Below are 26403 nucleotides of genomic sequence, written 5' to 3'. Positions count from 1 at the left end.
CGCCCAGCTCAGCCCGCCATCTTCGCCCGCGCCGCGTGCAGCTTCCGGTAGCTGTCGATCAGCCGCTGATGGCGATCCAGCCCTTCGAGCTTGATGCTCGTCGGCGTCAGGCCGTAGAAGCGCACGCTGCCGTCCACCGATCCCAGCACCGCATCCATCCGTTCATTGCCGAACATGCGGCGGAAATTGGCGACGTAATCGTCCAGTTCCAGCTCGTCGTCCAGCACCACCTCCAGCACCACGTTCAGGGCCTGATAGAACAGCACGCGCTCGACCGTGTTCTCGTTGTATTGCAGCAAGGCCTCGACGCGCTCCTTCGCCTCTTCGAACTGCTGCAGGGCGAGGTGGATCAGCAGCTTCAATTCCCCAATCGTGAGCTGGCCCCACACCGTGTTCTCGTCGAACTCGATGCCGATCAGCGTGATGATGTCGGTGTAATCGTCGAGCTCGCTCTCTTCCAGGCGATCGAGCAAGGCTTCCAGCGCGTCGTCGTCGAGGCGGTGAAGGTTGAGGATGTCGTCGCGGAAGCGCAGCGCCTTGTTGGTGTTGTCCCAGACCAGGTCCTCCACCGGATAGACCTCGGAATAACCCGGCACCAGGATGCGGCAGGCGATGGCGCCGAGCTGGTCGTGCACCGCCATGTACGCCTCCTTGCCCATGTCCGCGAGGATGCCGAACAGGGTCGCGGCTTCGGCGGCGTTGGAACTCATTTTGGTGTCGTGGCCGTGGCCGGAGAAATCCCACTCGACGAAGTCGTGATCGGCGCGCGCGCTGAAGAAGCGCCACGACACCACGCCGCTGGAGTCGATGAAGTGCTCGACGTAGTTGTGCGGGTCGGTGACGACGGCGGTCTCGAAAGTCGGCGGCGGCAGGTCGTTCAGCCCTTCGAAGCTGCGCCCCTGCAGCAGTTCGGTCAGGCTGCGCTCGAGCGCCACTTCCAGGCTCGGGTGCGCGCCAAACGACACAAACACCCCGCCCGTGCGCGGGTTCATCAGGGTGACGCACATCACCGGATACACCCCGCCCAGCGACGCATCCTTCACCAGCACCGGGAAACCCTGGCGCTCCAGCTCCTCGATGCCGGCGACGATGCCGGGATACTTCGCCAGCACGTCCTGCGGCACATCGGGCAGCGCGATCTCGCCTTCGATGATCTCGCGCTTCACCGCGCGCTCGAAAATCTCCGACAGGCACTGCACCTGCGCCTCGACCAGCGTGTTGCCGGCGCTCATGCCATTGCTGAGGAACAGGTTGTCGGTGAGGTTGGTCGGGAAGTACACCACCGCGCCGTCGGACTGGCGCACATAGGGCAGGGCGCAGATGCCGCGCGCGATGTTGCCCGAGTTGGCGTCGTACAGATGCGAGGCGCGCAGCTCGCCCTCGGGGTCGTAGATCGGCAGGCAGTATTCGTCGAGCAGTCCGGCCGGCAGCGCATCCTTGCGGCCGGGCTTGAACCAGCGCTCGTTCGGGTAATGCACGAACGGCGCGTTGGCGATGTCCTCGCCCCAGAACTGGTCGTTGTAGAAGTGGTTGAAATTGAGCCGCTCGATGTATTCGCCCAGGGCCGACGCCAGCGCGCTCTCCTTGCTCGCGCCCTTGCCGTTGGTGAAGCACATCGGCGAATGCGCATCGCGGATATGCAGCGACCACACGTTGGGCACCAGATTGCGCCACGACGCGATCTCGATCTTGATGCCCAGGTCCGCCAGCACCTTCGACATGTTGGCGATCGTCTGCTCCAGCGGCAGATCCTTGCCGAGGATGTAGGTGTGGGCGTCCGGATCCGGATTCAGCGCCAGCAGGGCCTGGGCATCGGCGTCCAGGTTCTCCACCTCCTCGATCACGAACTCCGGCCCGGTCTGCACCACCTTCTTCACGGTGCAGCGCTCGACCGAGCGCAGGATGCCCTGGCGGTCCTTGTCGGAGAGATCCGTCGGCAGCTCGATCTGGATCTTGAAGATCTGCTTGTAGCGGTTCTCCGGATCGACGATGTTGTTCTGCGACAGGCGGATGTTGTCGGTGGGGATGTTGCGCGTTTCGCAGTACAGCTTCACGAAGTAGGCCGCGCACAGCGCCGACGACGCCAGGAAGTAATCGAACGGGCCGGGCGCCGAGCCATCGCCCTTGTAGCGGATGGGCTGATCGGCAATGACCGTGAAGTCGTCGAACTTGGCTTCGAGACGAAGCTTGTCGAGGAAGTTGACCTTGATTTCCATGGGGGGAGGCTGGAGCGGCGGGCTGAGTGAGGTGGGCGCGATTATCGCCGGTTTCCCGGGGGGAGAAGGGCGGTTCCGTGAAGTTCGGGGGCTGACTGCTGGAGCGGCGTGTACTGCCGCGCTGGACGTTGCAGCGTGCGGCCAACCTGCGCGGACAGCGCGGCTGCAGCTATTGAGCAGCTCGGCTGGCGACTATCAACCACGCAGTCGATCGTATCCGCATGATGCTTGGCGCTCGTTTCCAGAGATCAGCGGCCAATCAAGGCATCTGGCGGCTGACAGCAAGTCGGCCAATGGTGTCGCTCTATTCCGCTCTGCGATATGCGAGAGAAATTACCGGTTGCCGAAATTCCCAACTCACCCTAACGACCCCGAGCGGTCGTTGCGACTTCCGCAAAGCTGCCGGTCAGGTACCCAGGGATTCCACGAGTTTCGCTGCTCCGAAGCTGCCGTTCGTGACCTCACGCACCCGGCCATCAGCCGTCTGTCAATCTTTGCGTTCCTCGGTCATTCGAGCGTCGGGTTGGCCCGGCAAGCTGCCGCTACGACCAAACCCATACAGCGGGGACCCACGAACCTTGCCTACGTCGCCGTTGGTAGTGTTCCGAGAGATGTGCAGTACCCCGGACGCGCTTTGGATCGTCACATGCCTCCTGTGAGTGAAGAGAAGTGAGTGCGAGTGCGAAATCGGCCGTGTTAGGATTCGCGGCCATGCGCCGGCTTATTGTCCTTTTCGTCACGCTGATTTCCCTGCTTTGCCAGTCGATGGCAGTGGCGCGCGTGGACTCGGCCAATAGTTCGCCCTCCGATCTGGAGCACAGCTCGCTGCACTGGCAGGCGACGGGTCACCATCACCACCACGACGGTTCGTTCCACCAGGATCAATCGGACGAATCGCTGCAGCACGTCTCCGGCGACCACGTTGGCGGTCACCTCGAGTTGCTGGGTTCGATCTCGCACGCGCTCCCGCCAGCAGGCTCGGTCCTGCCGTCCGAGTGGCACGATGCCGCCGTTCCCGACCCCTTCCCGGACGGCCTGCTCAGGCCGCCTAGTCTGCGCTCCTGAATCCCTGCGTGGCAGGCGTCCCCCCACGGACCCTGCCCCTGAACCAGCCAGCTCGCTCCGTCCCGCGTTCCTTCGCTGCGGACGCGTCCGCGTGCTCGGCTGACCCCCACGCAACTTTCAGGATCATCGTGAGACCATCTTTCTGGCTATCTGCCTGCGTCGTCGCCGGCAGCATGGTCGGTGGGCCGTGCTGGGCCCAGCCGAGCTCTTCCGTGCAGGACCGCCCCGTGGCGGCCACATCCCCCAAACCTTCCCTCGCGGCCGAGCGCGTGCCGCTGCGTGTCGCACTGGATGCTGCCTGGCAGCGCGCCGTCGTGGCCCGGGAAGCCGAGGGTCAGCTGCGTCGCACCGACGCCGAGCGCCTCGCATCCCAGTCCATGTGGGCAGCCCCGCCGTCGCTCACCTTGAGCCATCGCGACGATCGGCTCCAAAGCAATGATGGCGCCCGCGAGACCGAGCTGGGCGTCGCTTTGCCACTGTGGCTCCCCGGCCAGCGTGATGCGCACCAGGGCGTGACCGCTGCGGCCTCGGCGCAGGCGGCCTCTGCCGAGCAGGCGGCGCGACTGCAACTGGCGGGCGAGTTGCGCGAGCAGGCCTGGGCATGGGCCAGCCTGGCGGCCGAGGTCGCGCAGGCCGAGGGCCAGGTCCAGTCCATGCAGCGGCTCGCGGACGACGTCGGGCGCCGGGTGCGCGCCGGCGAACTGGCCCGCGCCGATGCGCTGGCCGCACAGGCCGAGCACCTGGCGGCCGCGGCCGCCCTGAGCGATGCTCGGCAGCGCCTGGACGCTGCTCGCGCACGCTGGGTGCAACTGACCGGCCTCACGGCGGCGCCGGACCTTGTCGCCGACGCCGTGCCCGCGCCGACGGCCGAACCTGCGCTGTCTTCGCATCCCGAACTGCAGTCGGCGACCCAGGCCACCGAGCTGGCGCAGCGGCGGGTCGAGCTGATGCGCCACTCGCGCCGCGACGCGCCGGAGCTGACGGTCGGCGTCCGCCAGGACCATGCCGGGTCCGGTGCGTCTTCCGAAGGCAGCGTCGTGGTCGGTCTGCGCCTGCCCTTTGGCGGCGACGCACGAAATCGACCGCTCGAATCGGCTGCACTGGCCGAACTGGATGTCGCACAAACACGCTTGCAGCGGCTGCGCGAGCGCCTGGAAAGCGACGTCGCCCTGGCGCGCGAGGCCGTCCGCGCCGCAGAGGTGCAGCGCGAGGCCGGGACCACCCGTGCCCGTCTGTTGCGCGAACGTGCCGACCTGATCGGCACATCCTTCGATGTCGGCGAAACACCGCTGCCGGACCTGCTGCGCGCGCTGGCCGCCGCTGCCGAGGCCGATGCTGCGCTCGCCCGCCATACCGCCGCGCTGGGCCTCGCCCGCGCCCGTCTCCAACAAGCGCTCGGATTGCTCCCATGAACCCATCCATCCTCAACCTGCGCCGCCGGCTGCTGGCCGTGCTGACCGTGGCGGCCCTGTCGCCCATGACCAGCCTGGCCGCCCCCGGGGCGCACGGTCCCAACGGCGAACATCTCGACCAACAGCCGGTCGTCGCCGGCAGCGCGGGCCTGCCACGTCTCGAGGCAAAGTCGGAAAGCTATGAGCTGGTCGCCAGCCTCGAGGCTGACCAGCTCGTCATCCTGGTCGATCGCTACGAAACCAACGAGCCCGTGCTCGGCGCCCGACTTGAGGTCGAGTCCGGCCCGCACAAGTCAGTGGCCGCCTTCCGCCCTGACAGTGGCGACTACGCCGCCACCGATACGGCACTGCTCGAGGCGCTCGCCGCGCCGGGCGAGCATGCCCTCGTCTTCACGCTGGCCACCTACAACGATGCCGACCTGCTGGATGGCACGTTGGTCACCGGGCCGCTTGCCGGCACTGCCCGTGCGGGAGGCGGTCGCGGCGTCGACGACCACGGCCATGCGCATGGTCATGCGCTCGAGCGTGCAGCCCTGATCGGCGGTGGCGTTCTCGTGCTCGGGGCGCTTGCGGCTGCCGCCTGGCGCCGCCGGCGCACCTCGAACCTCGCCACGGGGGTGAAGTGATGAACGCCATCGCCCCCCTTCATCGGCTGCGGTCCGCCTGGCTCGCGGTGGCGGCCTTGCCGGCCTGGATCCTGTTCACGCCGGCCGTCCACGCGGCGCCGGGCGCGCATGGTCCCAACGGCGAACACCTGGACGCGCCCGCTGCCACGGCCAGCCCATCCGGGCTGGCGCGCTTGCCCGACGGCAGCGTCAATGTGCCGAAGGCCGCGCAACGCCGCATGGCGATCCGCACGCTGCTGGCAGCGGAGTCCGAGGCTGCGGCCACGGTCGAGCTGCCAGGACGGGTGATCGCCGACCCCAACGCCAGCGGCCGCGTGCAGACCGTGCATGGCGGCCGCATCGAGCCCGGCCCCAGGGGGCTGCCGCTCGTCGGGCAGCGGGTGGCGCAGGGCGAGTTGCTGGCCCATGTCCGCCATCACGCCGACCCGTATGCCCAGGCGGGGCAGAAGGCCCAGCTCGCCGAGCTGCGCGCCCAGCGCCAGATCGCCGAGCAGCGCGTCCGGCGCCTCGAAGGCCTCGAGGGTACGGTGCCACGCAAGGACATCGACGCCGCGCGCACCGAAGCCCGCATGCTCGCCGAGCGCGAGCGCAGCATCGGCGCCAGCCTGGAGGCGCGCGAGTCACTGGTCGCGTCGGTCTCCGGCGTGATCGCTCGCGCCGACGTCACGGTCGGCCAGGTCGTCGCACCGAACGACGTGCTGTTCGACGTGGTCGACCCGTCGCGCATGCTGGTCGAGGCGGTCACCGCCGATCCGGCGCTGGCCGCCAGCGTCGGTGCGGCGTCGCTGCAGGGCGTGCCCGAGGCGAGCCTGCAGTTCGTCGGCGGCGCGCAGATGTTGCGCGACGGTGTGCTGCCGCTGATCTTCACCGTGGCACCGGGTGCGCCACTCCCGCTGGCGATCGGCCAGCCGGTGACCGTGATCGCGCAGTCGAACCAGCGCGTCAAGGGCATCGTGCTGCCGGCCCAGGCCGTGGTGCGCAACGCGACCAACGAGCCGATCGTGTGGATCAAGTCGGGGGCCGAGCGCTTCATCGCGCAGCCCGTCCGGCTCCAGGCGCTGGATGCGAGCACGGTGGTGATCACCCAGGGGCTCGGCGCGGATAACCGCGTCGTCGTCCAGGGCGCAGCGCTGATCGCCCAGATCCGTTGAACGGGAGTCACCTTCATGTTCAACTGGATCGTTCGCTACAGCCTGCATAACCGGCTGTTCGTGCTTGCCGTGGCCGCGCTGCTGATGGTGTACGGCGCGATGACCGCCTGGCGCACGCCGGTCGACGTCTTCCCCGACCTCAACAAACCCCTGGTCACGGTGCTGACCGAGGCGGGCGGGATGGCGCCCGAGGAGGTGGAGCAACTGGTCACCTTCCCGCTCGAGACCGCACTCAACGGCATGCCCGGCGTCACCCGAGTACGCAGCACCTCGGGCGTGGGTCTGTCCATCCTCTACGCCGAGTTCGATTGGGGCACCGACATCTACCGCAACCGCCAACTGGTGGCCGAACGGCTGGCACTGGTGCGCGAGCAGTTGCCCGGCGACATCACGCCCGTCATGGGCCCTGTGTCGTCGATCATGGGCGAGGTCATGCTGATCGCGCTGCCGCTGGGCGCCGGTGACGGCCAGACGCCAGCCGTCAGCCCGATGGCGGCGCGCGAGTATGCCGACTTCGTGCTGCGCCCGCGCCTGCTGTCGATTCCCGGTGTGTCGCAGGTGATCCCGATCGGGGGCGAGGTGCGCACGCTGCGCGTGGCGCCCGACACGGCGCGCATGGCGCAATTCGACGTGTCGCTGAACCAGCTCGAGAAGGCGCTCGAGGGCTACGCCGGGAACGCCGGGGGTGGGTTCATCGACCTCAACAGTCGCGAGTACCTGATCCGTCACCTGGGGCGCAGCAACCGCATCGAGGACCTGGCCGGCATCGCGGTGGCCTGGAAGGACGGGCGTTCCATCCTGCTCGAGCAGGTGGCAGCCGTCTCGTTCGCGCCCGGACTCAAGCGCGGTGATGCGGGTTACGGTGGTTTGCCGGCGGTCGTGATCAGCGTGCAGAAGCAGCCGCAGGCCGACACGGTGGCGCTCTCCGCGCAGATCGAGTCGGCGCTGGCCGAGCTCAGGCCCGGCCTGCCCGCAGGCCTCGCCGCGCCCAGGGTGCTCTTCCGTCAGGCCGACTTCATCCAGGCCTCGATCGGCAACGTGGCCGAGGCGCTGCGCGACGGGGCCATCATGGTGGCGATCGTGCTGTTCGCCTTTTTGCTTTCGGCGCGCACGACGGTGATCTCGCTGACCGCGATCCCGCTGTCGCTCGCGGTCACGGCACTGGTGTTCCAGTGGCTCGGGCAGTCGATCAACGTGATGACGCTGGGCGGGCTGGCGATCGCGATCGGTGAGCTGGTCGACGACGCGGTGGTCGATGTCGAGAACATCCTGCGGCGACTGAAGCAGAACCGCGCCGCGCAAGACCGGCTGCCCGTTCTCGAGGTCGTCCGCAGCGCCAGCGTCGAGGTGCGCTCGGGCATCGTCTATGCGACGGTGATCGTCGTGCTGGTCTTCGTGCCCCTGTTCGCGCTGCCGGGCATCGAGGGACGGCTGTTCACGCCGCTGGGCATCGCCTACATCGTGTCGATCGGCGCGTCGATGCTGGTATCGATGACCGTCACGCCGGTGATGTGCTACTACATGCTGCCGACGATGAAACGCCTCGATCACGGCGACAGCCCGCTGGTCGCCTGGCTCAAGCGTCAGGACACGAAGCTGCTGCACTGGTCCTTCGGGCGCGCGAAGCTCTTGATCGTGGTGGCGATGCTGGCGGTGGCGGGCGCGGCCGCGACGGTGCCGTTCTTCCCGCGCGCCTTCCTGCCGGCCTTCAACGAGGGTTCGCTGGTACTGGGCCTGGTGATGCAGCCCGGCACCTCGCTGGCCGAAGCCAACCGGATGGGGCGTGAGGCCGAACTGCTGATCGGCCAGGTTCCCGAGGTGACCCAGGTCGGCCGCCGCACCGGCCGTGCCGAGCTCGACGAGCATGCCGAAGGCGTGCACTCGGCCGAGATCGACGTGGACCTCAAGCGCAGCGGGCGCGACCGCGAGGCCATCATGGCCGACATCCGGGACCGGCTCTCGGTGCTGCCGGCGCAGGTGGCCATCGGCCAACCGATCAGCCACCGCCTCGATCACCTGCTGTCGGGCGTGCGCGCCCAGGTGGCCGTGAAGATATTCGGCGACGACATCGACACGCTGCGCGGCCTGGCCGAACAGATGCGATCCGGGCTGAGCGGGGTGCCCGGCCTGGTCGACCTGACGGTCGAAAAGCAGGTGCTGATTCCGCAGATCACCGTGCGGCTGGACCATCGCAAGGCCGCCCAGCTCGGGCTGTCGCCCGGCGAGGCGATCCGCGTGCTGCAGGCGCTGACCGATGGCGCTCACGGCGCGCAGATCGTGGACGGTCCGCGCCGCTACGAGCTGGTGCTGCGTCTGCCCGATGAGCGGCGCGGCCCGCAGGATCTGGCGCGGATGCTGATCGACACCCCTGCCGGCCGCGTGCCGGTGTCGGCCATCGCCAGCGTCGAGGAGACCGATGGGCCCAACCAGGTCGGACGCGAGAACGGTCGTCGCCGCATCGTCGTCTATGGCAACACCGATGGCAGCAACATGAGCGAGGTGATCGCTGCCGTGCGCGGCGTGATCGCCGGGCAGGCGTTGCCCACCGGCTACTTCATCAGTCTGGAAGGTCAGTTCCAGGCCCAGGAGCAGGCCACGCGCCTGATCGCGGGCCTGTCGGTGGTGTCGCTGGTGATGATCTTTCTGGTGCTGTACTCGCGCTACCAGTCGGCGGTGCTGGCCGGCATCGTGATGGCGAACATCCCGCTGGCCCTGATCGGCTCTGTGCTGGCGATGTGGATCGCCGGGGTACAACTGTCGGTGGCGTCGATGGTGGGCTTCATCACGCTGGCGGGTATCTCCACGCGCAACGGCATCCTCAAGATCAGTCACTACATCAACCTGTGCAAGTTCGAAGGCGAGACTTTCAGCCAGGCCATGATCGTGCGCGGCTCGCTCGAGCGGCTGACGCCGGTGCTGATGACGGCCCTGGTTGCAGCCTTCGCACTGACGCCGCTGCTGCTGGCCGCCGATGCCCCGGGCAAGGAGATCCTGCACCCGGTCGCGGTCGTGATCTTCGGTGGCTTGGTCAGCTCGACGCTGCTCGATACCCTGCTTACCCCGGTCATGTATTGGATGTTCGGTCGCAAGCCGACCGAGCGGCTGCTCGGCGAGGATGCGCAAACGCCGGCAGTGGCCGACGCGCGCGAGGCTTTCTGAGCACGCGCTCGTTAAAGAACCAGGCACTCGCGGTGCCGCCTGCGCCAAGCGCACCGCGTTTCCAAGGAGAGATCACCCATGATCACCAAGTTCCTCGCAGCTGCCATCCTGGCCTGCTCCACCCTTGCATCCGCCCCGGCACTCGCGCATGGCGGTGCCGCCCCCAAGCACGGCGGCGTCGTGCAGACCGCAAGCGACCTGTCGTTCGAACTCGTTGCCGGCGAGGGGGCTGCCATGCTGTATGTCGAGGATCACGGCAAGCCCATGGTCCCGACCGGCATGAGCGGCAAGCTGACTGTGCTCAACGGCACCGAGAAATCGGAAGCCCCGCTGGTCGTGAGCGGCGACAAGCTCGAAGCCAGGGGCGTCACGATCGCCAAGGGGGCAAAGGTGGTGGCCGCAATCAACACCGCCGACCAGAAGGCCATTACCGTGCGTTTCACCGTGCGCTGAGCGCTCAGCGCGCCGGCAGTCGCAGCGGAGGGGGGCGGCGGCGACACCCCCACCGCTGGGGAGTCGCGCAGCGCCCAGACGCCTTGCCGGCCAACGGGCTGGCGGCGCGTCAAGCGCAGGCCAGTGCATGAGTTTGACCGGCCCGCAGAGTGACGCGGTAAAATCCCACTCATCCATCTGCCTGCGGCCGCAATTCGAATGAAGGATCACAAGTGAGCGACCCGAAGCAGAAGCACTGGCACCATCTGACCGGCGAACAGGTGCTGAGACTGCTTGCCACGAATGGGCAGACAGGCCTGGATCGGGTTGCGGTAGAAGAGCGACAACATCAACATGGACCAAACTCGCTGGCCAGGCGAGTTGGCGATGGACCCTTGTTGAGGTTTCTGCTGCAGTTCAATCAGGCGCTGGTCTACATTCTGCTTATTGCAGTGATCATCAAGCTCTCTTTGGGGGCCTTCGTCGATGCAGCGGTGATCTTCGGCGTGGTGCTGCTCAACTCGATCATCGGATTCGTGCAGGAGGGTAAGGCGCTCAATGCGCTCGAGGCGCTGTCGCGCACCTTGAAGATGGAGACCACCGTATTGCGGGCCGGAGAAAAGCAGCGCATCGACGCAGCCGGGCTCGTACCAGGTGACATCGTCCTTCTCGCCTCCGGCGATAAGGTGCCCGCAGACCTGTTTCTGTTGCGCAGCCGCAGCCTGCAAATCGATGAGTCGGCTCTGACTGGTGAATCAGTGCCGGTGGACAAGTTCCCTGGCATTCTGGAACTCGAGACGCCACTCGCCGACCGCACGAACCTGGCATATTCCTCAACCCTGGTCACTTACGGTACAGGGGTCGGCGTCGTTGTCGCCACCGGGGACAGCACCGAGATCGGCCGCATTTCGGAGCTCATAGCCAGCGCCGAGGTAATCGCCACACCGCTGACGCGCAAGATCGCCCACTTCAGCAGGCTGCTACTCTACGCGATCCTGGGGCTGGCTGGCCTGACCTTTGCCGTGGGCCTGTGGCATGGGCAGTATTGGGTGGACCTCTTCATGGCCGCCGTTGCCTTGTCGGTTGCGATGATCCCGGAGGGGCTGCCCGCAGTGCTCACCATCACACTTGCCATTGGCGTAGCGCGCATGGCAAAACGCAACGCGATCATCCGTCGCCTGCCTGCGGTCGAGACGCTCGGCAGCACTACCGTGGTGTGCTCGGACAAGACAGGAACAATTACTCGCAATGAGATGACGGTCCAGCGACTCTGGGTCGACGGACAGTCGTTCGAGCTCAGCGGCATCGGCTACGCGCCGGAGGGCGAGTTGCGACTTGATGGCGAGCGTCACTCAGCCGCCGAGCACGGGGTTGTGCGCGAGTTGCTGCGTGCCGGCCTCCTCTGTAATGACGCGGTGCTCAAGCGTGACGGTGATGCCTGGCGAATCGAGGGTGACCCCACCGAGGGGGCGCTGCTGGTCGCGGCCAGCAAGGCCGGTCTCGATGCTAGGACCGAAAACGCTCGTGCCGCCAGGCTGGAGACGATTCCGTTCGAATCGCAACATCAATACATGGTCACCCTGCACGGCGGCGACAACCCGGTCGTCTATCTCAAGGGGTCGGTTGAAAAGATCCTCGAGCGTTGCACGGTCATGCTCGGAGTAGACGGTTCGGTGGGCGCGCTCGACGCTGATGAGGTCCTTCGTCAGGTCAATGCAATGGCCGGTCACGGACTACGGGTGCTGGCGTTTGCCCGGATGGCCGTAGCGCGCGGGACTACCGACATCGATCATCAGGATGTCTGCGACGGCCTCACCTTTCTGGGTCTGCAGGGCATGATCGATCCGCCACGCGAGGAGGCGATCCACGCAGTGCGAGCCTGCCAGGAAGCGGGGATCAAGGTCAAGATGATCACGGGCGATCACGCCGCGACCGCCGCTGCCATTGCCGGCCAGATAGGCTTGTTGCACACCTCGGGACATGCGGGGGTACTCACTGGGCGCGCGCTCGAAGAGATCCCTGATGCCGACTTGATCGACGTTGCCGCGCACACGGCGGTGTTTGCACGCGTGACGCCCGAACAGAAGCTGCGCTTGGTCGAGGCCTTGCAGGCACGCGGGGAGGTGGTCGCGATGACCGGCGATGGCGTAAACGACGCGCCGGCGCTGCGAAGGGCCGACATTGGTGTCGCGATGGGCATCACCGGCACGGATGTCTCGAAGGAGGCCGCGGACATGGTGCTCACCGATGACAATTTCGCCACCATCGAAGCTGCTGTAGAAGAGGGCCGCGGCGTATTCGACAACCTGATCAAGTTCATCACCTGGATCTTGCCGACCAACGCCGGTCAGGGACTGGTGATCATCGCTGCGGTGATGGCGGCGCAGCCGCTGCCGGTGCTGCCGGTTCAGGCGCTGTGGATCAACATGACCACGGCCGTGCTACTTGGCCTCACCCTGGCTTTCGAGCCACGGGAGCGGGACATAATGAGTCGCCCGCCAAGGTTGTCCGCGGCACCGATCCTCAACGGCGAATTGATCAAACGCATCCTGCTGGTCGGCCTGCTGCTTCTCGTGGGTAGCTTCGGCCTGTTCGAATGGGCGTTGTATAGCGGGCGCAGCGAGCAGGAGGCGAGGACGATCGCAGTGAACGTCTTCGCGGTCGGGCAATCATTCTATCTGCTCAACTGCCGTTCGCTGCGGTACTCCATGTTCCGTCTCGGGCTGTTCAGTAATCCTTGGATCTGGGCAGGCATCGGGGCGATGATGGCTGTGCAGTTGCTGTTCACCTATATTCCGCTGATGAACAAGCTTTTCCACACGGCGCCGATCGGCTGGATCGACTGGGGGCTGATCGTTGCCGTCGGCCTCGCCATTTATCTGGTGATCGAAGGCGAGAAGGCTTGGAGAAGACGTGGCGCAAGCAGCACGGTAACGCACTGAAACCGGCGGCTCGCGCGGGCCGGCCGAGTAACGGTGCGCACCCCCTTGGAATCAAGTTATTTCACGCAGGCGTAGATGAATACAAGCAACGAGAAGGGCGTTAAGCAAGAGACCATGGGGGGCACGATCCCTTTACTGAACTGGATCATCGGGCGGGTTGCCCGCGTGCTGGCGGTAATCATGGTTCTGGTGATCATCTGGGGAGTCGCCGACGTTCTTTATGTCTTGTATCAGAGGTTGATGTCGCCGCCATTCATGCTGCTCGAGATCAAGGACATACTGGCGACCTTCGGGGCCTTCATGGCGGTTCTGATAGCGATAGAGATCTATCACAACATCATCCTTTACGCCGAGAGTGACAAAAGCCACCACCTTGCGGTGGAGATCGTGCTTGGAACTGCGCTGATGGCGATCTCACGCAAGGTGATCATTCTCGACTTCAACGACGTCGAACCCAGCTATCTCTACGGTACCGCGGCGATCACATTCGCCCTCGCAGTTGGCTACTACCTGATCGTGATCAGACCGAGAAAGCACAAAGTAGTCTGCGGAGAAGGGTGACGCATGCCAATCGATAGCCTCGAGCGCCTCTTCATTGCCATTCCTGGTCAATGGGAGAGGGCGATCGCAACCGTCCTTATGGTTTTGGTGGGCGCCACGCTGACACATCTTTGGGCTCGCTACCTGGCGCGCGGAGAGGTCATCTCCAACGAGAAGCGTCGGGTTCACCTGGTGTGGGTCCGCAACACCATCTGGTTTGTCGTATTGTTCGTGATCATTTCGGTCTGGGCGTCAACGATCGCGGGCTTTGCCTTGTCACTCGCTGCGGTCGCGGGTGCTATGCTGATCGTCAGCAAGGAACTGCTGATGTGTGTGCTCGGCTACCTCTATCTGACACTGGTCCGGCCTTTCAAGGTAGGAGACCTTATTGAATCCAGCCTGTTCAGCGGCCGAGTCGTCGATATCGACATGTTCGCGACCACCTTGGCCGAGTATGGCCATGCAGGGCAAGTCACGGGGAAGGTTGTCGAGTTTCCCAACGGCCTGCTGCTGACCACACCGGTCAAGAATGTATCGCCCACCGGCGAATACGTGCTGCACCTGATGAGGGTTCCCGTTCCGGCTGCGATGGTGTGCGACCTTGTCAGCATCGAAGACACCGCTAGAACGGCTGCAGAACTTGCGACCCGTGAATGGCAGGAGCAGGCTGAAGCGCACTTCCGTAAACTCGCGAACGAGGACTTCATCTCCTACTCGTCAGGCCGGATCAAGGTGCTCTGGGATTTTGTTGATCCTGAGCATCTCATGCTCATCATCCGTATAACCTGCCCGGTCGCAATGCGACTGAAGGTCGAACAGTCGGTGTTCAGAGCGATCTGGCTCGAAGTCAGTCGGCAACGTTCTGATTTAGGGGCAACTGGATGGGCTGCGCCGAGCTTGATGACTGATAACTAGACCACCAGCACGTCGCAGGGGGCGTAATAGGCAAGAAAGCGCGGAACGCTCCCGATCAAGGACTCGCGAATACGGCCTCCCCCGTGTCTGCCAACAACGATCACGTCCGCGCCGAGTGCGCGAGCCGCATCTGGCACGACCGTATTGGGTTTTCCGTGTGAGAGTTCGCTCTCAATGTCGATCCCGACCAGCTCCGGGTCAGCAAGGAGGGCATCGAGGTTGCGCTGGGCAACAAGGAACTCCCTTTCCGCCAGACGCTTGATTTCGGTTTCTGGGAAGCGCTTGTTCCGCAACTTGGCCTCGAATGGCGCAGCGTAGGCATGAAGCAACTTGACCCCGGCGTGCTTCGCCACGATCAAGGCCGCGCGCAACACCGCCTCTGAGCGTGGGCCCAGGTCCACCGCAGCCAATGCACGACGATAGTCTCCTTCGACCGCCCTGCGCGTGACCAGTACCGGACACGAGGCCTTGTTCAGAATGTGCGCTGCTGTACCGCCGAGCAGGAACTGTTGTAACAGACCGCTGCCGTGCGCTCCGATCACCCAAAGGTCTGGGCGAAAGATGTCAGAAGTCTCCGCCAGCACACGACGCGCGGAGCCGGTCAAGATCTCACCGCGAGCACGAGTCGCACCGCAACTTTGCGCCGCTTTGATCTGCGCAGCGAGATTTTCCTCGGCTAGGGCACGCATCCGATCCTGAAGGTCGTGTTCGCCGGCAAAGACGGCGTCAAACGCACTCTGCCGGGGGAACGCGTGGGTCACCAGCAATTCCGCATCCTCGCGTGCTGCGATGATCGCTGCTCGACGCACTGCTTCGTTACCCAGCTCAGAAAAATCGGTTGCTGCGTGGATCCGTTTTATCGCACTCATCATGATCCCCCCCCCATGAATGCTGTTGTCTGGACAACCCCGTCTCCGAACATTCGGTGCCGATGGGGCATGGTCAGAACTTGTCGAGGCGAATGACCTCTACGTCCTGCACGAATGCGACCATCGCGTAGTTGGCATAATAGTGTTTGTGCAGGAACTCGAGCACGCGTTCGGCAAGTTCGCGAGTGCAAATGACTTCGATTCGGATGTTCGCGGTCTCCCCCCAAGCAGCATCACGCACGCCGCGGTTGCCTTTGCCGCGGGCGTCAGAAATGGTGTAGCCACGAACGCCCAAGCGATCTAGCTCGCGCAGCAAGGGCTGTTCAAGCGTCGCTTCGGTGATCACGGTAAACAGAACGCGTTTTTCGGTTGCCAGAATCACAGGTTAGCTCCATCTGGTTGCGCGGCCTGCCGATCACAGGGGGAGCGGCCGGTCGCAATATGTGGTGGCACAAGCTTCAACTCATCCGGGTGTTTCGCTGCGCACCAGGACGTGAGAGGTCTGCGGTGGTCAGTGTTACTCCAATCCTTCCGTCTTCGAGGCGCTCTATCGCGAACTCAATTTTCTCGTCATCCTTCGTGAATACATGCCTTTCCGCTTCCATTGACGCCGAGAGCACCTCTTGAGTGAAACCTTGCCCGACAAAGCCGGTGCGGTAATGATCAAGTACGGACGCATGGACTGCACGGCCTTCGTAGCGCACTGTAATGCGCGCACCTTCGCGTTGCCACTCTGTGCGGACGAGACCGGGAAAGCGGATCACCGGGCCGATATCGCTCCCCGACACGTCAAGCGCTGGTGTAACGGTGGCGCCGGGGATCACCTCACGCAGGGTCTCGCCGATCCGCGGTGACACCTGCTCGACCTGAGCCGTGACCGACCGCGCAAGCTCCGGGGCGGACCCTATCAGTGGCTGTACCGTTCCCCACATCCAGCCCAAGAGCGCGATTCCCGCCCAGATCAGGAGGGCGAAGACGATCAATCCCCCGCCGGCGAAGCCCATGAACAACCCGCGTCGCCTTCGGAGCAAGCCGGATGCACCGCTTTGAAGCAGTTCAAGCCAGAGCATCTTTTGCATTATCGATCCCCAATCGTCAGTCAGAATCCCCAACCACGAGCGACTCGCGGTCGCGGCGTGCCACGCCCGCGTGCTCACGTAGCTGGGCGAGCCTGCGGTCCAACAGTCGGCCAATGCGCTCTGATGCGCGGTCAATGGCGACGTAGATGTCATCCTGCACGTCCTCGACGATCAGGTCTGCTGCACCTTTCATTCGTACTTCAATCGCGCAACTCTTGTCTACGCCTCCACGCAAACCATTCACATCTGTGAGGCGTACCGATGTGCGCGATACAACATCTTGGCCGTGATTCAACGCGTACGCCAGACGCCGAGTCACATGCGCGCGCAGCGCTTCGGTCAGGGAGAAGTCTTTGGCATGGATCTGAATGTTCATGAAGCCTCCGTCAGGTAAATTGTCAGAGCAAGTGTGAGGCCTGCAAATAATCGCGACAAGCAGATAAAGATCTGGCTTATCATCGAAAAAATCTACGATCTAGAATATGGCATAAGAGTGCTTAACTACAAACATCTTCATTATTTTCAGTGCGTTGCGCGCGCTGGAAGTGTCGTTCGTGCCGCCGAGCGCTTACATTTGACTCCGCAGACACTTTCCGGGCAGCTTTCGCAGTTCGAGGCGCGTCTCGGGATTACCCTGTTTAATCGGGTTGGGCGCCGCTTAGAACTGACGAAGACGGGGCGTCTCGCCCTGTCTTATGCGGAGGAGATTTTTCAGGCTGGCAGTGAACTCGAAGATTTGCTCAAGGGTGGTGCGGAGGAGCGTTTCATCACCTTTCGGGTGGGTATTTCTGATGTGGTGCCGAAGTTCGCGGCTTACCGCTTCCTGTCTCCGGTGTTGTCGCTGCCGGAGCCAGTCCGACTCGTGTGCGAGGAGGATCGGCTCGATCGCTTGCTGGCCGAGTTGGCGATTCATCGTCTCGATATCGTGCTGGCCGACCGTCCGATGCCTCCGGGAACGGAGATTCGGGGCTTCAGTCACCCGCTCGGTGAGTCGGGGGTCGCCTTCCTCGCCGCACCCGCCCTTGCGGCGGAACTTGCCCCAGGCTTTCCGAAAAGCCTCGATGGCGCGCCTCTGTTGCTTCCGGGGCGGGACAGCGCGCTTCACGTGGCCTTGCCACGCTGGCTCGAGCGGCAAGGGCTTCGCGTTCATGTCGTCGGCGAGTTCGCTGACAGCGCCTTGATGAAGGCCTTTGGAGAGGCTGGTGCAGGGGTTTTCCCTGTGCCTGCTTCCGGCGTCGCCGATGTGATTGAGCACTATCGCCTTGATTACGTCGGCGAGACGGCCGAGATTCGCGAGCGCTTCTTTCTGATCTCCGCCGAACGGCGCCTGTCGCATCCCGCGGCGCGGGCGGTAAGCGAATACGCGCGCTCGGTGTTCCCCCCGGCCGCCCGATGATCCACTTTGGCCAGGGGTCGTGCCTTCGTCCCCAAGCCGCTCGGATTCGTGAAGGCATTTTTCGCGCAGCCCGAAGCTCGGAATGGTGCAGTGCATTGGGCGACGCCAGGATGACGACGGCGCTGCTGGATCGGCCGTGTGGCTCGGAAGGACCTCGACTGCGATCGGGCCCCGTCACTCGCACACAATAGGCCAATGACCATCTGCGGGTTATCGCGCTTACCGTCGCGAAAATTCTCCTGCGGCAGCCAACGGGCAACAGCGCGGGGTCAGCCAGATAGCGGGTCCGCTCGCGAGGGAACGGGTTCGTCGGGATAGAGATGGATCTCGATCGTCGAATGGGCGATTTCCTCGTGCACCGACAAACGGCGCCGCACGCGCTCTGGCGTGAGCGTCGGGTCGCGAGTCACCACCGACAGCGCACACGAATACGACTGCTTGCCGACCCGCCAGACGTGCAGGTCGACGAGCCGGGTATCGCCTGAAGCGCTCGCGCCCTCGACGACGTCACGGATCTCGTCGACCACCGGGTGATCCATCTCGCGGTCGAGCAGCACCTTGCTGGTGGCGATGATCAGGCCTTTGGCCCAGATGGCGACCAGCACCGCACCGACGATCCCCATGGCCGGATCCAGCCATCCCCAGCCGTACATCCAGCCGCCGAGCAGGGCGACGATGGCCAGTATCGAAGTCGCCGCATCGGCGATGACATGAAGATAGGCGGATTTCAGGTTGAGATCGTGATGATCGTCGTGATCATGTGCGTGGTCCTGACCCTGGTCGTGCGAATGACCGTGATCGTGATGGTGCGCCTTGCCGAGAATCAGTGCGCACACCACATTCACCGCCAGCCCGAGGATGGCGACCAGGATCGCCTCGCGGTACTGGATGGGTTGCGGCGAGAAGATGCGCTCTACCGACCCGACCACCATCATCACCGCGACGCCGAGCAGGAAGATGGCGCTTGCGAAGCCGCCCAGGATCTCGATCTTCCAGGTGCCGAACGCGAAGCGTGGATCGGTCGCGTAACGCCGGGCGGCAGCGTAGGCCAGCGCGGAGGCGCCGATCGCGAAGGCGTGCGAACTCATGTGCCAACCATCGGCCAGCAAGGCCATGGAGTTGAACCACCAGCCCGCACCGATCTCGATCACCATCGTCACCGCAGTGATCCACATCACGAGCCACGTACTGCGTTCGGCAGCAGCGTTGCCGTTATCGAAGACGTGCTCATGAGTCCAGTTGGACAGGTTCTCCAGATGCATGGCGGTTCTCATTTGATGTAGGTGCGCAGCACGGCGATCAGTTCCTCGGCCCCCAGCATCCGCGCTGCGTCGCTGGTGATCGCGGGGTCGGCGACGTGAGTGCGGACGTGCTCCTCGAGGACTTCCGCCATCAGTCCGTTGATGGCGCCGCGTACCGCAGCAATCTGGTGCAGGATCTCGGCGCACCCCTTCTCGGCCTGGAGCGCGCGCTCGAGCGCCTCCATCTGCCCGCTCATGCGGCGGACCCGCGCGAGCAGCTTCGATTTGTCACGAACGGTATGGCTCATGGCTTTTCGCTAAATACAATAGGGGGGTAGGGTATATCGCAGATGAAAGAGACGCAACCCGTCTGGGGCATGACTGAGCTCGACGCCCGTCGTTCGGTCCGTGCTGCGACAGGCTAGAGAGCTCCTTGGTCGTGTTTGCCCTCGCGGGACGCTGCCTCGGATCGCCGAAACGTACGCCACAGCATCAGGTCATAGGCGATCTTGAGCAGCCCGCAGGCCACCAGCGGTGTCGCAAGCCATCCGGCGTCGAAAAGCGCGCCACCGATCGCCGGGCTCGCCGCAGCCGCGAGACTCCTGGGCACGGCAGTGAAGCTTGCGGCCGCAGCGCGCTCCTGCGGTGTGACGACAGCCATGACGAAGGCCGAGCGCGTCGGCACGTCCATCTGCGACAGGGCGCTGCGCACGAACAGCAGCGCGAGCGCCGTCGGCAGGCTCTCGGCGAAGGCCGCCAGAATCAGGCAGACGCTCGACGGGATGTGGGTGAAGACCATCGTGTTGATCAGGCCGATGTGGCGTGCCACCCAGGGCGCGGCCAGTTGCGAGGCCGCCGAAAGCAGCCCCGCCCAGAAGAAGAACTGGCCAGCGGCGGCGAGCGAAAGCTCGAAGCGCTCGAACAGCCAGAGCGCGAGCAAGGTATTGACGATCAAGCCGCCGGCGAAGGCGTCAACCGAGAACAGTGCCGCCAGCTTAATCACGACGCCGCGCGACGGCCCCAGGGCTGCGGGCGGTCCAGCCTGGTCTTGTCCGGATGAATCCGGCAATGCGCGATACAGGAAGAAGATCGCCACGCCGGCGAGCCCGTAGGCGACGAACATGAGGCGCAGCGCGTCGAGCTGGGATACGCCGGCCGTCGTCAGGACCTCGGGGAAAGCCGTCGCCAGCGACCCCAGCGCCGCACAGCATGCGCCAACGAAGGTGTAGCGTGCGAAGAGGAAGGTGCGCGCCTCGCCCTGCGCCGACGCCGCCAGCCGGGCGTGCTCCAGCGGCAGGAACACGCTGACGTCGCCGGAGCTGGGGTTCATCGTGCCGACGAAGGCAACGATCAGCAGCGGCCAGAATGCACCAATGCCATCCATGCCACCGAGGCCGGCCAGAAGGAGACCGGTCGCCGTCATCAGTCCGGCAGCAGCCAGCAACAAGCGGCGCTGGGTGAAGCGATGGCCCCAGTGCCCGACCGCCAGGGTCGCGAGCGCGGATCCGAGCAAGGTGGCCGAACTGATCAGCCCGACTTCCCACTTGCCGAGCCCGAGCGCGAGCAGATAGACCGGCAGCAGGATGGCGACGAAGCCGTCGGTGAACGCCCGCAGCCCCCGCCCCAGCAGTAACAGGCGCGCCTCGGGCGCGGCGCTGGCGGGGAGCAGCATCACTGTCCGTCCTCCAGCCTTGGGAAGTCGCTGAAGCCGTCAGCGCAGATAGGTGAAGACAAGGCCGATGGCGGCGCAGACGGCAATCACCTTCATGATGTCCTGCTTGTACTTCCACAGCGCGATGAAGGCCGCCAAGGAGATCAGCGCGTAGAACCACTCGAAGCCACCGGCGAACGGCGCGGCTTCGGTCGCCCTCGGCAAGATGACGTGCCAGCCGAAGAACAGGGCCAGGTTGAGCACCACGCCCACCACGGCGGCGGTGATGCCGGTGAGCGGCGCAGTGAACTTCAGGTCGCCGTGGGTGGATTCCACCAGCGGCGCCCCGGCCAGGATGAACACGAAACTGGGCAGGAAGGTGAAGAAGGTGGCGACCGTGGCGCCCGCCATGCCGGCGAGCGCCAGCGCATCCGGCCCGAAGATTTCCTTGGTCCAGGCGCCGACGAAGCCGACGAAGGACACCACCATGATCAGCGGTCCCGGCGTGGTCTCGCCGAGCGCCAGGCCGTCGATCATCTGCGTGCCGGTCAGCCAGCCGTAGGTCTCCACGCCGCCCTGATAGACGTAGGGCAGCACGGCATAGGCGCCGCCGAAGGTCAGCAGCGCCGCCTTGGTGAAGAACTCGCCCATGTCGCGCAGTACGGGATCCTCCAGCATCGCCATGGCCCCGACCCAGAGTGCCAGGGCCGCGATCAGCAGCGTGACGAGGTAGGACCAGCGGAACCGGGTGTGGGCCATCGGCGGGGTGTCGTCGTCGATGAGCGCCGGGCCGTAGTCCTTGTCGCTGGCCCCGTGCCCGCCGCCCACCCGGAACTTGTCCGGCATCACCCGGCCGCCGATGTAGCCCAGGATGCCGGCCACGAGCACGATGTAGGGGAAGGGGACGCCGAAGACAAAGATGGCGACGAAGGACGCTGCCGCCAGCGCCCAAAGCACATTGTTCTTCAATGCCCGCGAGCCGATGCGCCAGGCGGCGAAGACGACGATGGCCACCACCGCCGGCTTGATGCCGTTGAACACCCCCTGCACGAAGGTCAGGTTGCCGAAGGCCAGATAGACGTAGGTGAGCGCCGCGAGGATGAAGAGCGAGGGCAGCACGAACAGGACGCCGGCGACGATGCCGCCCCAGGTGCGATGCAGCAGCCAGCCGATGTAGATGGCGAGCTGCTGCGCCTCGGGACCGGGCAGCAGCATGCAGTAATTGAGCGCATGCAGGAAACGGTGCTCGGAAATCCAGCGCCGTTTTTCCACCAGCTCTTGGTGCATGATCGCGATCTGCCCGGCGGGACCGCCGAAGCTGATGAAGCCGAGCTTGAGCCAGTAGAGGAAGGCCTCGCGGAAAGAGGGGTGGGCGGGTCGCGCCTGGGTTGGGGGCGAGGTGTTCACGTGGTCTTGTCCTTGTAGTTCTGCAGCAGCCAGTCGAAGACCTCGCACGCACGGCCGAGCAGCACGTCGTCGTCGGGCTCGGATGCCCGCAAGCCGGCGAGCAGCGCTTCGATGCCTGGCGCCTCCGGCACCGGCAGCCCGCCCGCGTCCAGGCAATGCACCAGCTCGCCCAGCCGCAGCAGCGCGGGGTCCGCCTCCAGCCCGAAGCTGGCCAGCAAGGTCTCGAAGGTGACCCGGGCGCCAACATGGCTGAACGTCGCACCGTCGAAATCGAAGCCGAGCCAGTCGGCCTGGCAGTCGCGGGGACTCGCCAGCCAGACGATGCGGGCCTTCGGGTCGATGAAGCGGCGGATGAGCCAGGCCGTGGCCAGCCGGTCCACCCACGGACGTGCGCGCGTGGCCCAGATGCGGCCCTGATAGTCGGCGCGTGCGCGTCTTGGAATGTCGGCCTGGCGGGCAGTCGGTTCGTCGGGAGCCATGCGGCGGATGAGCGTATCGCGCAGATCGTCGAGCAGGCTCAGGGTCTGCCGCTGCGCCTCGCCGGGGAAGAAATCGATGTGCGTCAATTGCTCGAAGCGGCGCACGAGCGCCTGGAGCTTACGCGCTGCGACGGCGCCGTCGAGCGATGCCTGGATCCGCCCGAGGTCCTTGATCTCCCCGGCGATGTTGGCGTACTCCTCGCCCCGGTCGAACAGGGCGCGCAGCGCGTCTTCTCTTGCCTCGTCGCACCCCGACAGACGGTAAATCTCGCCGCTCCCCCCGGCCTCCACCGCTTGCCCGGCCACCTCGTCCAGCACCGCAGCGCTGTCGGCCGAGTCCGGTAGCAGATACACCCCGTCGCGCAGCGTCGCGCAGCCCAGGGCCTTGACCGAGCGCCAGACGCGCATGCGGCCGGTCGAGGCCTTGGTGGGCAGGCTGACGAAAAGGGCGAGATAGCTCAATACCGGGCTCCTCAAACTAATGAATGTTTGAACTGTAACGCGCAGTTTCAATTATTACCAATATCCGCAGCCTATCCCTCCTGGGCGACCTCGCAAACCGCATCGGAATGATGGCCGATCGGGCCACAGGTCCACTGGCTGTGCGCCTTGCCTCGCCCCCAGGGTCGGTGGCGGCAGCGGCGTTGCACCCATGCGTGGGCGGGGCAATTCTCGCCACAGCCCCGACGTTTCCGATTGTTTCGAATTTCCCGCAACAAGCCGGACTCCTGTATAAAACGGCCCACGGATCGCCGAAGGCGCCCAGCCCTCGCGAAACCGACCCGACATGACCGTGTTTGCCGCCCCCTCCCTCTTCTCGCAAAAGATCGCCCGCGCGTTGGCGAGGGGCTTGGTCGGGCTGCTGATGCTCTCGCATGCGCTGTTCGCGTTCTCGAGCGCGATCTCCCTGTCTCACGACCCCTTGCGTGCAACCACGCACGTGCATGCCTTTGCCGCTGCAGACTTGGGTCAAGACGATCATGGCCACAGCCATGATGACTTTGAGGACGAGGGCGGCCCCCACCAACACGGTCACAACGCGGCCGACCACAGCCACGACAAGCCAAACGTCCCGCCGGCGCACGCGATGGGTATCCCACCGCTTTCTGACCAGTGGGTCGCCGACGACCGTCGCTCCGTCTATCCCGCGCCCTGCGCCACGCTCGAGCGCCCGCCAAAACGTCTCCTGATCGTTTGACCTGTCGAGTCCCGCGCGCTTGAAGCGCCGGGATCACCCAGCAAACCTCATCGGAAGACATCCATGACCCATTCCTTCCCCAGCCAGGGGCGGGCAGCCGTGCTGCCACGCTCCGGGCCGCTGCTGCACGCTTTCACTGGCGTGCTGCTCTACCTGCTTTTTACCGCGCTTGCGCACGCCCATGGCGTGGCCGAGGGCGACAAGGGCTACATCCAGGAGATCTCGGGCACGCACCTGCTGCCCTTCACCTACCTCGGCGCCAAGCACATGGTCACCGGTTACGACCATCTGCTGTTCCTGGCAGGGGTGATCTTCTTTCTCTACAAGCTCAAGGACATCGCGCTCTACGTCAGCCTGTTCGCGATCGGGCACTCGGTCACCATGTTGTACGGTGTCTATGCCGGGGTGAACGTCAATGCCTACCTGATCGACGCGATCATCGGCCTGTCGGTGGTGTACAAGGCCCTCGACAACCTCGGTGCCTTCCAGCGCTGGTTCGGCGTGCAGCCGAACACCAAGGTGGCGACCCTGGTCTTCGGCCTGTTCCACGGCTTTGGCCTGGCGGCCAAGATCCAGGAGTTCGAGATCGCCCGCGATGGCCTGCTGCCCAACCTGCTGGCGTTCAATGTCGGCGTGGAGATCGGCCAGTTGCTCGCGCTCGGCGCGATCCTGATCGCGATGGGCTTCTGGCGCCGTACCGCCGGCTTTTTCCAGCACGCCTATACCGCCAACGTTGCCATGATGTGCGCCGGTTTCATGCTGATCGGTTATCAGCTTACCGGCCTGTTCGTATCCTGAGATTGAAGGAATCATCCACCATGTACAACACCGATCTTCCCCGCCGTGCCGAACTGCCGAGCACCGGCAAGCTGCTGCGCTCGACCGCCCTGGCTGCACTGATCGCCGGCGGGCTCCTCGTCACCACTGTACTGCCCGCCGAGTACGGCATCGACCCCTCGGGCATCGGTCGTGCCCTGGGACTCACGCCGATGGGCGAAATCAAGATCTCGCTCGCGGCCGAGGCCCGCGCAGAAGAGCGCGTTGCCACAGAAACGGCGCCCGCACAACTTGTAGCCGTCGCACCTTCGGTTCGTGCCGAAGCGGCGCCTGTCCCCGCACCGGCACCTGCGCCGGTCGCGGTTGCCGCATCGACGCCCGCAGCGGTCGCGCCCGAGGCCGCCGCCGGACGCCAGGACACGATGACCGTCACGCTCAAGCCCGGCCAGGGCGCCGAGGTCAAGCTCGCAATGAACAAGGACGGCCGTGTCCGCTATGAGTGGGCGAGCGCCGGTGGCCCGGTGAACTTCGATACCCATGGCGACCCCTACGACGCGCCGAAAAACTTCTATCACGGCTACGGCAAGGGGCGTAATGAGCTCGGCAGCAAGGGAGAACTGGTCGCGGCGTTCGACGGCAAGCACGGCTGGTTCTGGCGCAACCGCTCCGGCTATGACGTCACGGTGACGCTCAAGACCCAAGACGATTACGCCAAAATCGAGCGCGTGCTGTAAGCGCAGCGCCCCCATCCCGCCGGGGTGGGGGCGTTTCCGACCATTCGTTCTCAGCGGATTGCGGCCACACCGTTCTGGCAAGGGCAATGAACAACATCTATGTGATCCATGCGCTGCTCGCTGCGGCCTTGTTCGGCGCGAGCACGCCGTTCGCCAAGCTGCTCGTCGGCGAGATGTCACCCTGGCTTTTGGCCGGGCTGCTCTATCTTGGAAGCGGGCTCGGGCTGGCTGCGGCGCGCCTGATCCGCGATCGCGGCTGGACGCCTTCGGGCCTGGCCAAGGGTGAATGGCCATGGCTGCTGGGCGCGATCGTGTTCGGCGGCGTGCTCGGGCCGCTTGCGCTGATGTTCGGCCTCACGCGCACCACGGGCGCGGCAGCGTCGCTGCTGCTCAACCTCGAAGCGGTCCTGACCGCCGTCATCGCCTGGGTCGTCTTCAAGGAGAACGCCGACCGCCGCATCGTGCTCGGCATGCTCGCGATCGTGGCAGGCGGTGTCGTGCTGTCCTGGCCGGGTGGCGAAGGGGGCGCGAGCGATTGGGTCGGCCCGCTCGCCATCGCCGCCGGCTATCTGTGCTGGGCGATCGACAACAACCTGACGCGACGGGTCTCGGCCTCGGATGCGCTCTTCATTGCGGCCACGAAAGGTGCGGTGGCGGGCACGGTCAACGTCGGGCTGGCGTTTGCGCTCGGCGCGAGTCTGCCGGACGGCCCGGTCCTGCTCGGCACCATGGTCGTCGGGTTGTTCGGCTATGGCATCAGCCTGGTGCTCTTCGTGCTTGCGCTGCGCGGACTGGGGACGGCGCGCACCGGCGCCTACTTCTCGACTGCGCCGTTTATCGGCGCTGCGGTGTCGCTGGTCCTGCTCGGCGAGTCGACCTCGATCTCATTCTGGATTGCGGCAGCCCTGATGGGCTGGGGGGTGTGGCTACACCTCACCGAGCACCACGAGCACGAGCACACGCATGAGCCGATGGAGCATGGCCATCGGCACATCCATGACGAACACCACCAGCACGAACACGACTTCGCCTGGAACAGTGACGATCCACATGAACATCGGCACCGCCACGAGGCGCTGGTCCACAAGCACCCGCACTTTCCGGACATCCACCA

24 protein-coding genes are annotated in these 26403 nt (G+C 65.0%); 14 read left to right on the top strand and 10 right to left on the bottom strand.

What is annotated here, in order from left to right; genetic code table 11:
• Window positions 1–8: 8 nt before the first annotated feature.
• Entirely contained in the window at window positions 9–2216 is a 2208-nt protein-coding gene (locus tag RBT54_RS14435; protein ID WP_320367755.1) for an OsmC domain/YcaO domain-containing protein, read from the bottom strand.
• Between the two features lie 711 nt (window positions 2217–2927).
• Here RBT54_RS14435 and RBT54_RS14430 point away from each other — a divergent pair.
• The 9 genes from RBT54_RS14430 to RBT54_RS14390 all read left to right on the top strand — a co-directional run bounded on the left by RBT54_RS14430 (window position 2928) and on the right by RBT54_RS14390 (window position 14458).
• Entirely contained in the window at window positions 2928–3281 is a 354-nt protein-coding gene (locus tag RBT54_RS14430) for a hypothetical protein (protein ID WP_021250618.1), read from the top strand.
• 227 nt (window positions 3282–3508) lie between these two features.
• Window positions 3509–4693 carry a TolC family protein gene (locus RBT54_RS14425; protein WP_021250620.1) on the top strand — a complete coding sequence of 395 codons (1185 nt, stop codon included), beginning with the start codon at window positions 3509–3511 and terminating at the stop codon, window positions 4691–4693.
• Window positions 4690–5319: a hypothetical protein gene (locus RBT54_RS14420; protein WP_021250621.1), complete on the top strand. Its 630-nt coding sequence runs from the start codon at window positions 4690–4692 to the stop codon at window positions 5317–5319. The genes RBT54_RS14425 and RBT54_RS14420 overlap by 4 nt, the downstream gene beginning before the upstream one ends.
• Window positions 5319–6470: an efflux RND transporter periplasmic adaptor subunit gene (locus RBT54_RS14415; protein ID WP_320367754.1), complete on the top strand. Its 1152-nt coding sequence runs from the start codon at window positions 5319–5321 to the stop codon at window positions 6468–6470. Before RBT54_RS14420 ends, RBT54_RS14415 begins: the two co-directional genes overlap by 1 nt.
• Window positions 6471–6485: 15 nt before the next feature.
• Window positions 6486–9629 carry an efflux RND transporter permease subunit gene (locus RBT54_RS14410; RefSeq protein ID WP_021250623.1) on the top strand — a complete coding sequence of 1048 codons (3144 nt, stop codon included), beginning with the start codon at window positions 6486–6488 and terminating at the stop codon, window positions 9627–9629.
• Between the two features lie 78 nt (window positions 9630–9707).
• Window positions 9708–10082, top strand: a complete 375-nt coding sequence (locus RBT54_RS14405) for a hypothetical protein (RefSeq protein WP_002937770.1) — start codon at window positions 9708–9710, stop codon at window positions 10080–10082.
• 212 nt (window positions 10083–10294) lie between these two features.
• Window positions 10295–13003 (top strand): cation-transporting P-type ATPase, encoded by a 2709-nt coding sequence (locus RBT54_RS14400; protein ID WP_031347444.1) that lies wholly within the window; start codon window positions 10295–10297, stop codon window positions 13001–13003.
• Between the two features lie 75 nt (window positions 13004–13078).
• Window positions 13079–13564 (top strand): phosphate-starvation-inducible PsiE family protein, encoded by a 486-nt coding sequence (locus RBT54_RS14395; protein ID WP_002931390.1) that lies wholly within the window; start codon window positions 13079–13081, stop codon window positions 13562–13564.
• 3 nt (window positions 13565–13567) lie between these two features.
• On the top strand, window positions 13568–14458 hold the full coding sequence (locus tag RBT54_RS14390) for a mechanosensitive ion channel family protein (protein ID WP_002937768.1): 891 nt from the start codon (window positions 13568–13570) through the stop codon (window positions 14456–14458).
• Here RBT54_RS14390 and RBT54_RS14385 read toward each other — a convergent pair.
• The 4 genes from RBT54_RS14385 to hpf all read right to left on the bottom strand — a co-directional run bounded on the left by RBT54_RS14385 (window position 14455) and on the right by hpf (window position 16782).
• The gene (locus RBT54_RS14385; protein WP_031347445.1) at window positions 14455–15330 is read right to left on the bottom strand and encodes a universal stress protein; all 876 of its coding nucleotides are present in this window, start codon (window positions 15328–15330) and stop codon (window positions 14455–14457) included. The two genes, RBT54_RS14390 and RBT54_RS14385, sit on opposite strands and share 4 nt — an antisense overlap.
• Before the next feature lie 70 nt (window positions 15331–15400).
• Window positions 15401–15709: a P-II family nitrogen regulator gene (locus RBT54_RS14380; RefSeq protein WP_002931382.1), complete on the bottom strand. Its 309-nt coding sequence runs from the start codon at window positions 15707–15709 to the stop codon at window positions 15401–15403.
• A gap of 76 nt (window positions 15710–15785) precedes the next feature.
• A complete protein-coding gene (locus RBT54_RS14375; protein ID WP_002937764.1) occupies window positions 15786–16406 on the bottom strand; it encodes a hypothetical protein in 621 nt (206 codons plus the stop codon).
• A 16-nt stretch (window positions 16407–16422) separates the two neighbouring features.
• Window positions 16423–16782, bottom strand: coding sequence for a ribosome hibernation-promoting factor, HPF/YfiA family (gene hpf / locus RBT54_RS14370; RefSeq protein WP_075146744.1), 360 nt, complete (start codon window positions 16780–16782; stop codon window positions 16423–16425).
• Window positions 16783–16815: 33 nt separating this feature from the next.
• Between hpf and nhaR the strand changes: the two genes are divergently transcribed.
• A complete protein-coding gene (nhaR, locus tag RBT54_RS14365) occupies window positions 16816–17802 on the top strand; it encodes a transcriptional activator NhaR (RefSeq protein WP_002937762.1) in 987 nt (328 codons plus the stop codon).
• Window positions 17803–18071: 269 nt separating this feature from the next.
• Here the strand turns inward: nhaR and dmeF are convergent, their stop codons facing one another.
• From dmeF to RBT54_RS14340, 5 genes are all read right to left on the bottom strand, one after another.
• The gene (gene dmeF, locus RBT54_RS14360; protein WP_002937760.1) at window positions 18072–19064 is read right to left on the bottom strand and encodes a CDF family Co(II)/Ni(II) efflux transporter DmeF; all 993 of its coding nucleotides are present in this window, start codon (window positions 19062–19064) and stop codon (window positions 18072–18074) included.
• A gap of 8 nt (window positions 19065–19072) precedes the next feature.
• On the bottom strand, window positions 19073–19351 hold the full coding sequence (locus RBT54_RS14355) for a metal/formaldehyde-sensitive transcriptional repressor (RefSeq protein WP_002931374.1): 279 nt from the start codon (window positions 19349–19351) through the stop codon (window positions 19073–19075).
• A 113-nt stretch (window positions 19352–19464) separates the two neighbouring features.
• Window positions 19465–20715, bottom strand: a complete 1251-nt coding sequence (locus RBT54_RS14350) for an MFS transporter (RefSeq protein WP_002931371.1) — start codon at window positions 20713–20715, stop codon at window positions 19465–19467.
• 39 nt (window positions 20716–20754) lie between these two features.
• Window positions 20755–22101: a chromate efflux transporter gene (chrA, locus tag RBT54_RS14345; protein ID WP_021250627.1), complete on the bottom strand. Its 1347-nt coding sequence runs from the start codon at window positions 22099–22101 to the stop codon at window positions 20755–20757.
• Window positions 22098–23042: a chromate resistance protein ChrB domain-containing protein gene (locus tag RBT54_RS14340; protein ID WP_021250628.1), complete on the bottom strand. Its 945-nt coding sequence runs from the start codon at window positions 23040–23042 to the stop codon at window positions 22098–22100. Before RBT54_RS14340 ends, chrA begins: the two co-directional genes overlap by 4 nt.
• Window positions 23043–23367: 325 nt before the next feature.
• On the opposite strand from RBT54_RS14340, the gene RBT54_RS14335 reads away from it, so the two are divergent.
• The 4 genes from RBT54_RS14335 to RBT54_RS14320 all read left to right on the top strand — a co-directional run.
• Window positions 23368–23778 (top strand): hypothetical protein, encoded by a 411-nt coding sequence (locus RBT54_RS14335; protein WP_021250629.1) that lies wholly within the window; start codon window positions 23368–23370, stop codon window positions 23776–23778.
• A 63-nt stretch (window positions 23779–23841) separates the two neighbouring features.
• On the top strand, window positions 23842–24576 hold the full coding sequence (locus tag RBT54_RS14330) for a HupE/UreJ family protein (RefSeq protein WP_021250630.1): 735 nt from the start codon (window positions 23842–23844) through the stop codon (window positions 24574–24576).
• A 20-nt stretch (window positions 24577–24596) separates the two neighbouring features.
• Window positions 24597–25289 (top strand): transmembrane anchor protein, encoded by a 693-nt coding sequence (locus RBT54_RS14325; RefSeq protein WP_320367753.1) that lies wholly within the window; start codon window positions 24597–24599, stop codon window positions 25287–25289.
• A gap of 86 nt (window positions 25290–25375) precedes the next feature.
• On the top strand, window positions 25376–26403 hold a 1028-nt coding region (locus RBT54_RS14320), incomplete at its 3' end, for a DMT family transporter (RefSeq protein ID WP_320367752.1).

Source organism: Thauera sp. (assembly GCF_034003485.1).
Classification (GTDB): Bacteria; Pseudomonadota; Gammaproteobacteria; order Burkholderiales; family Rhodocyclaceae; genus Thauera.
This window is presented reverse-complemented; position numbering and strand designations above follow the sequence as displayed.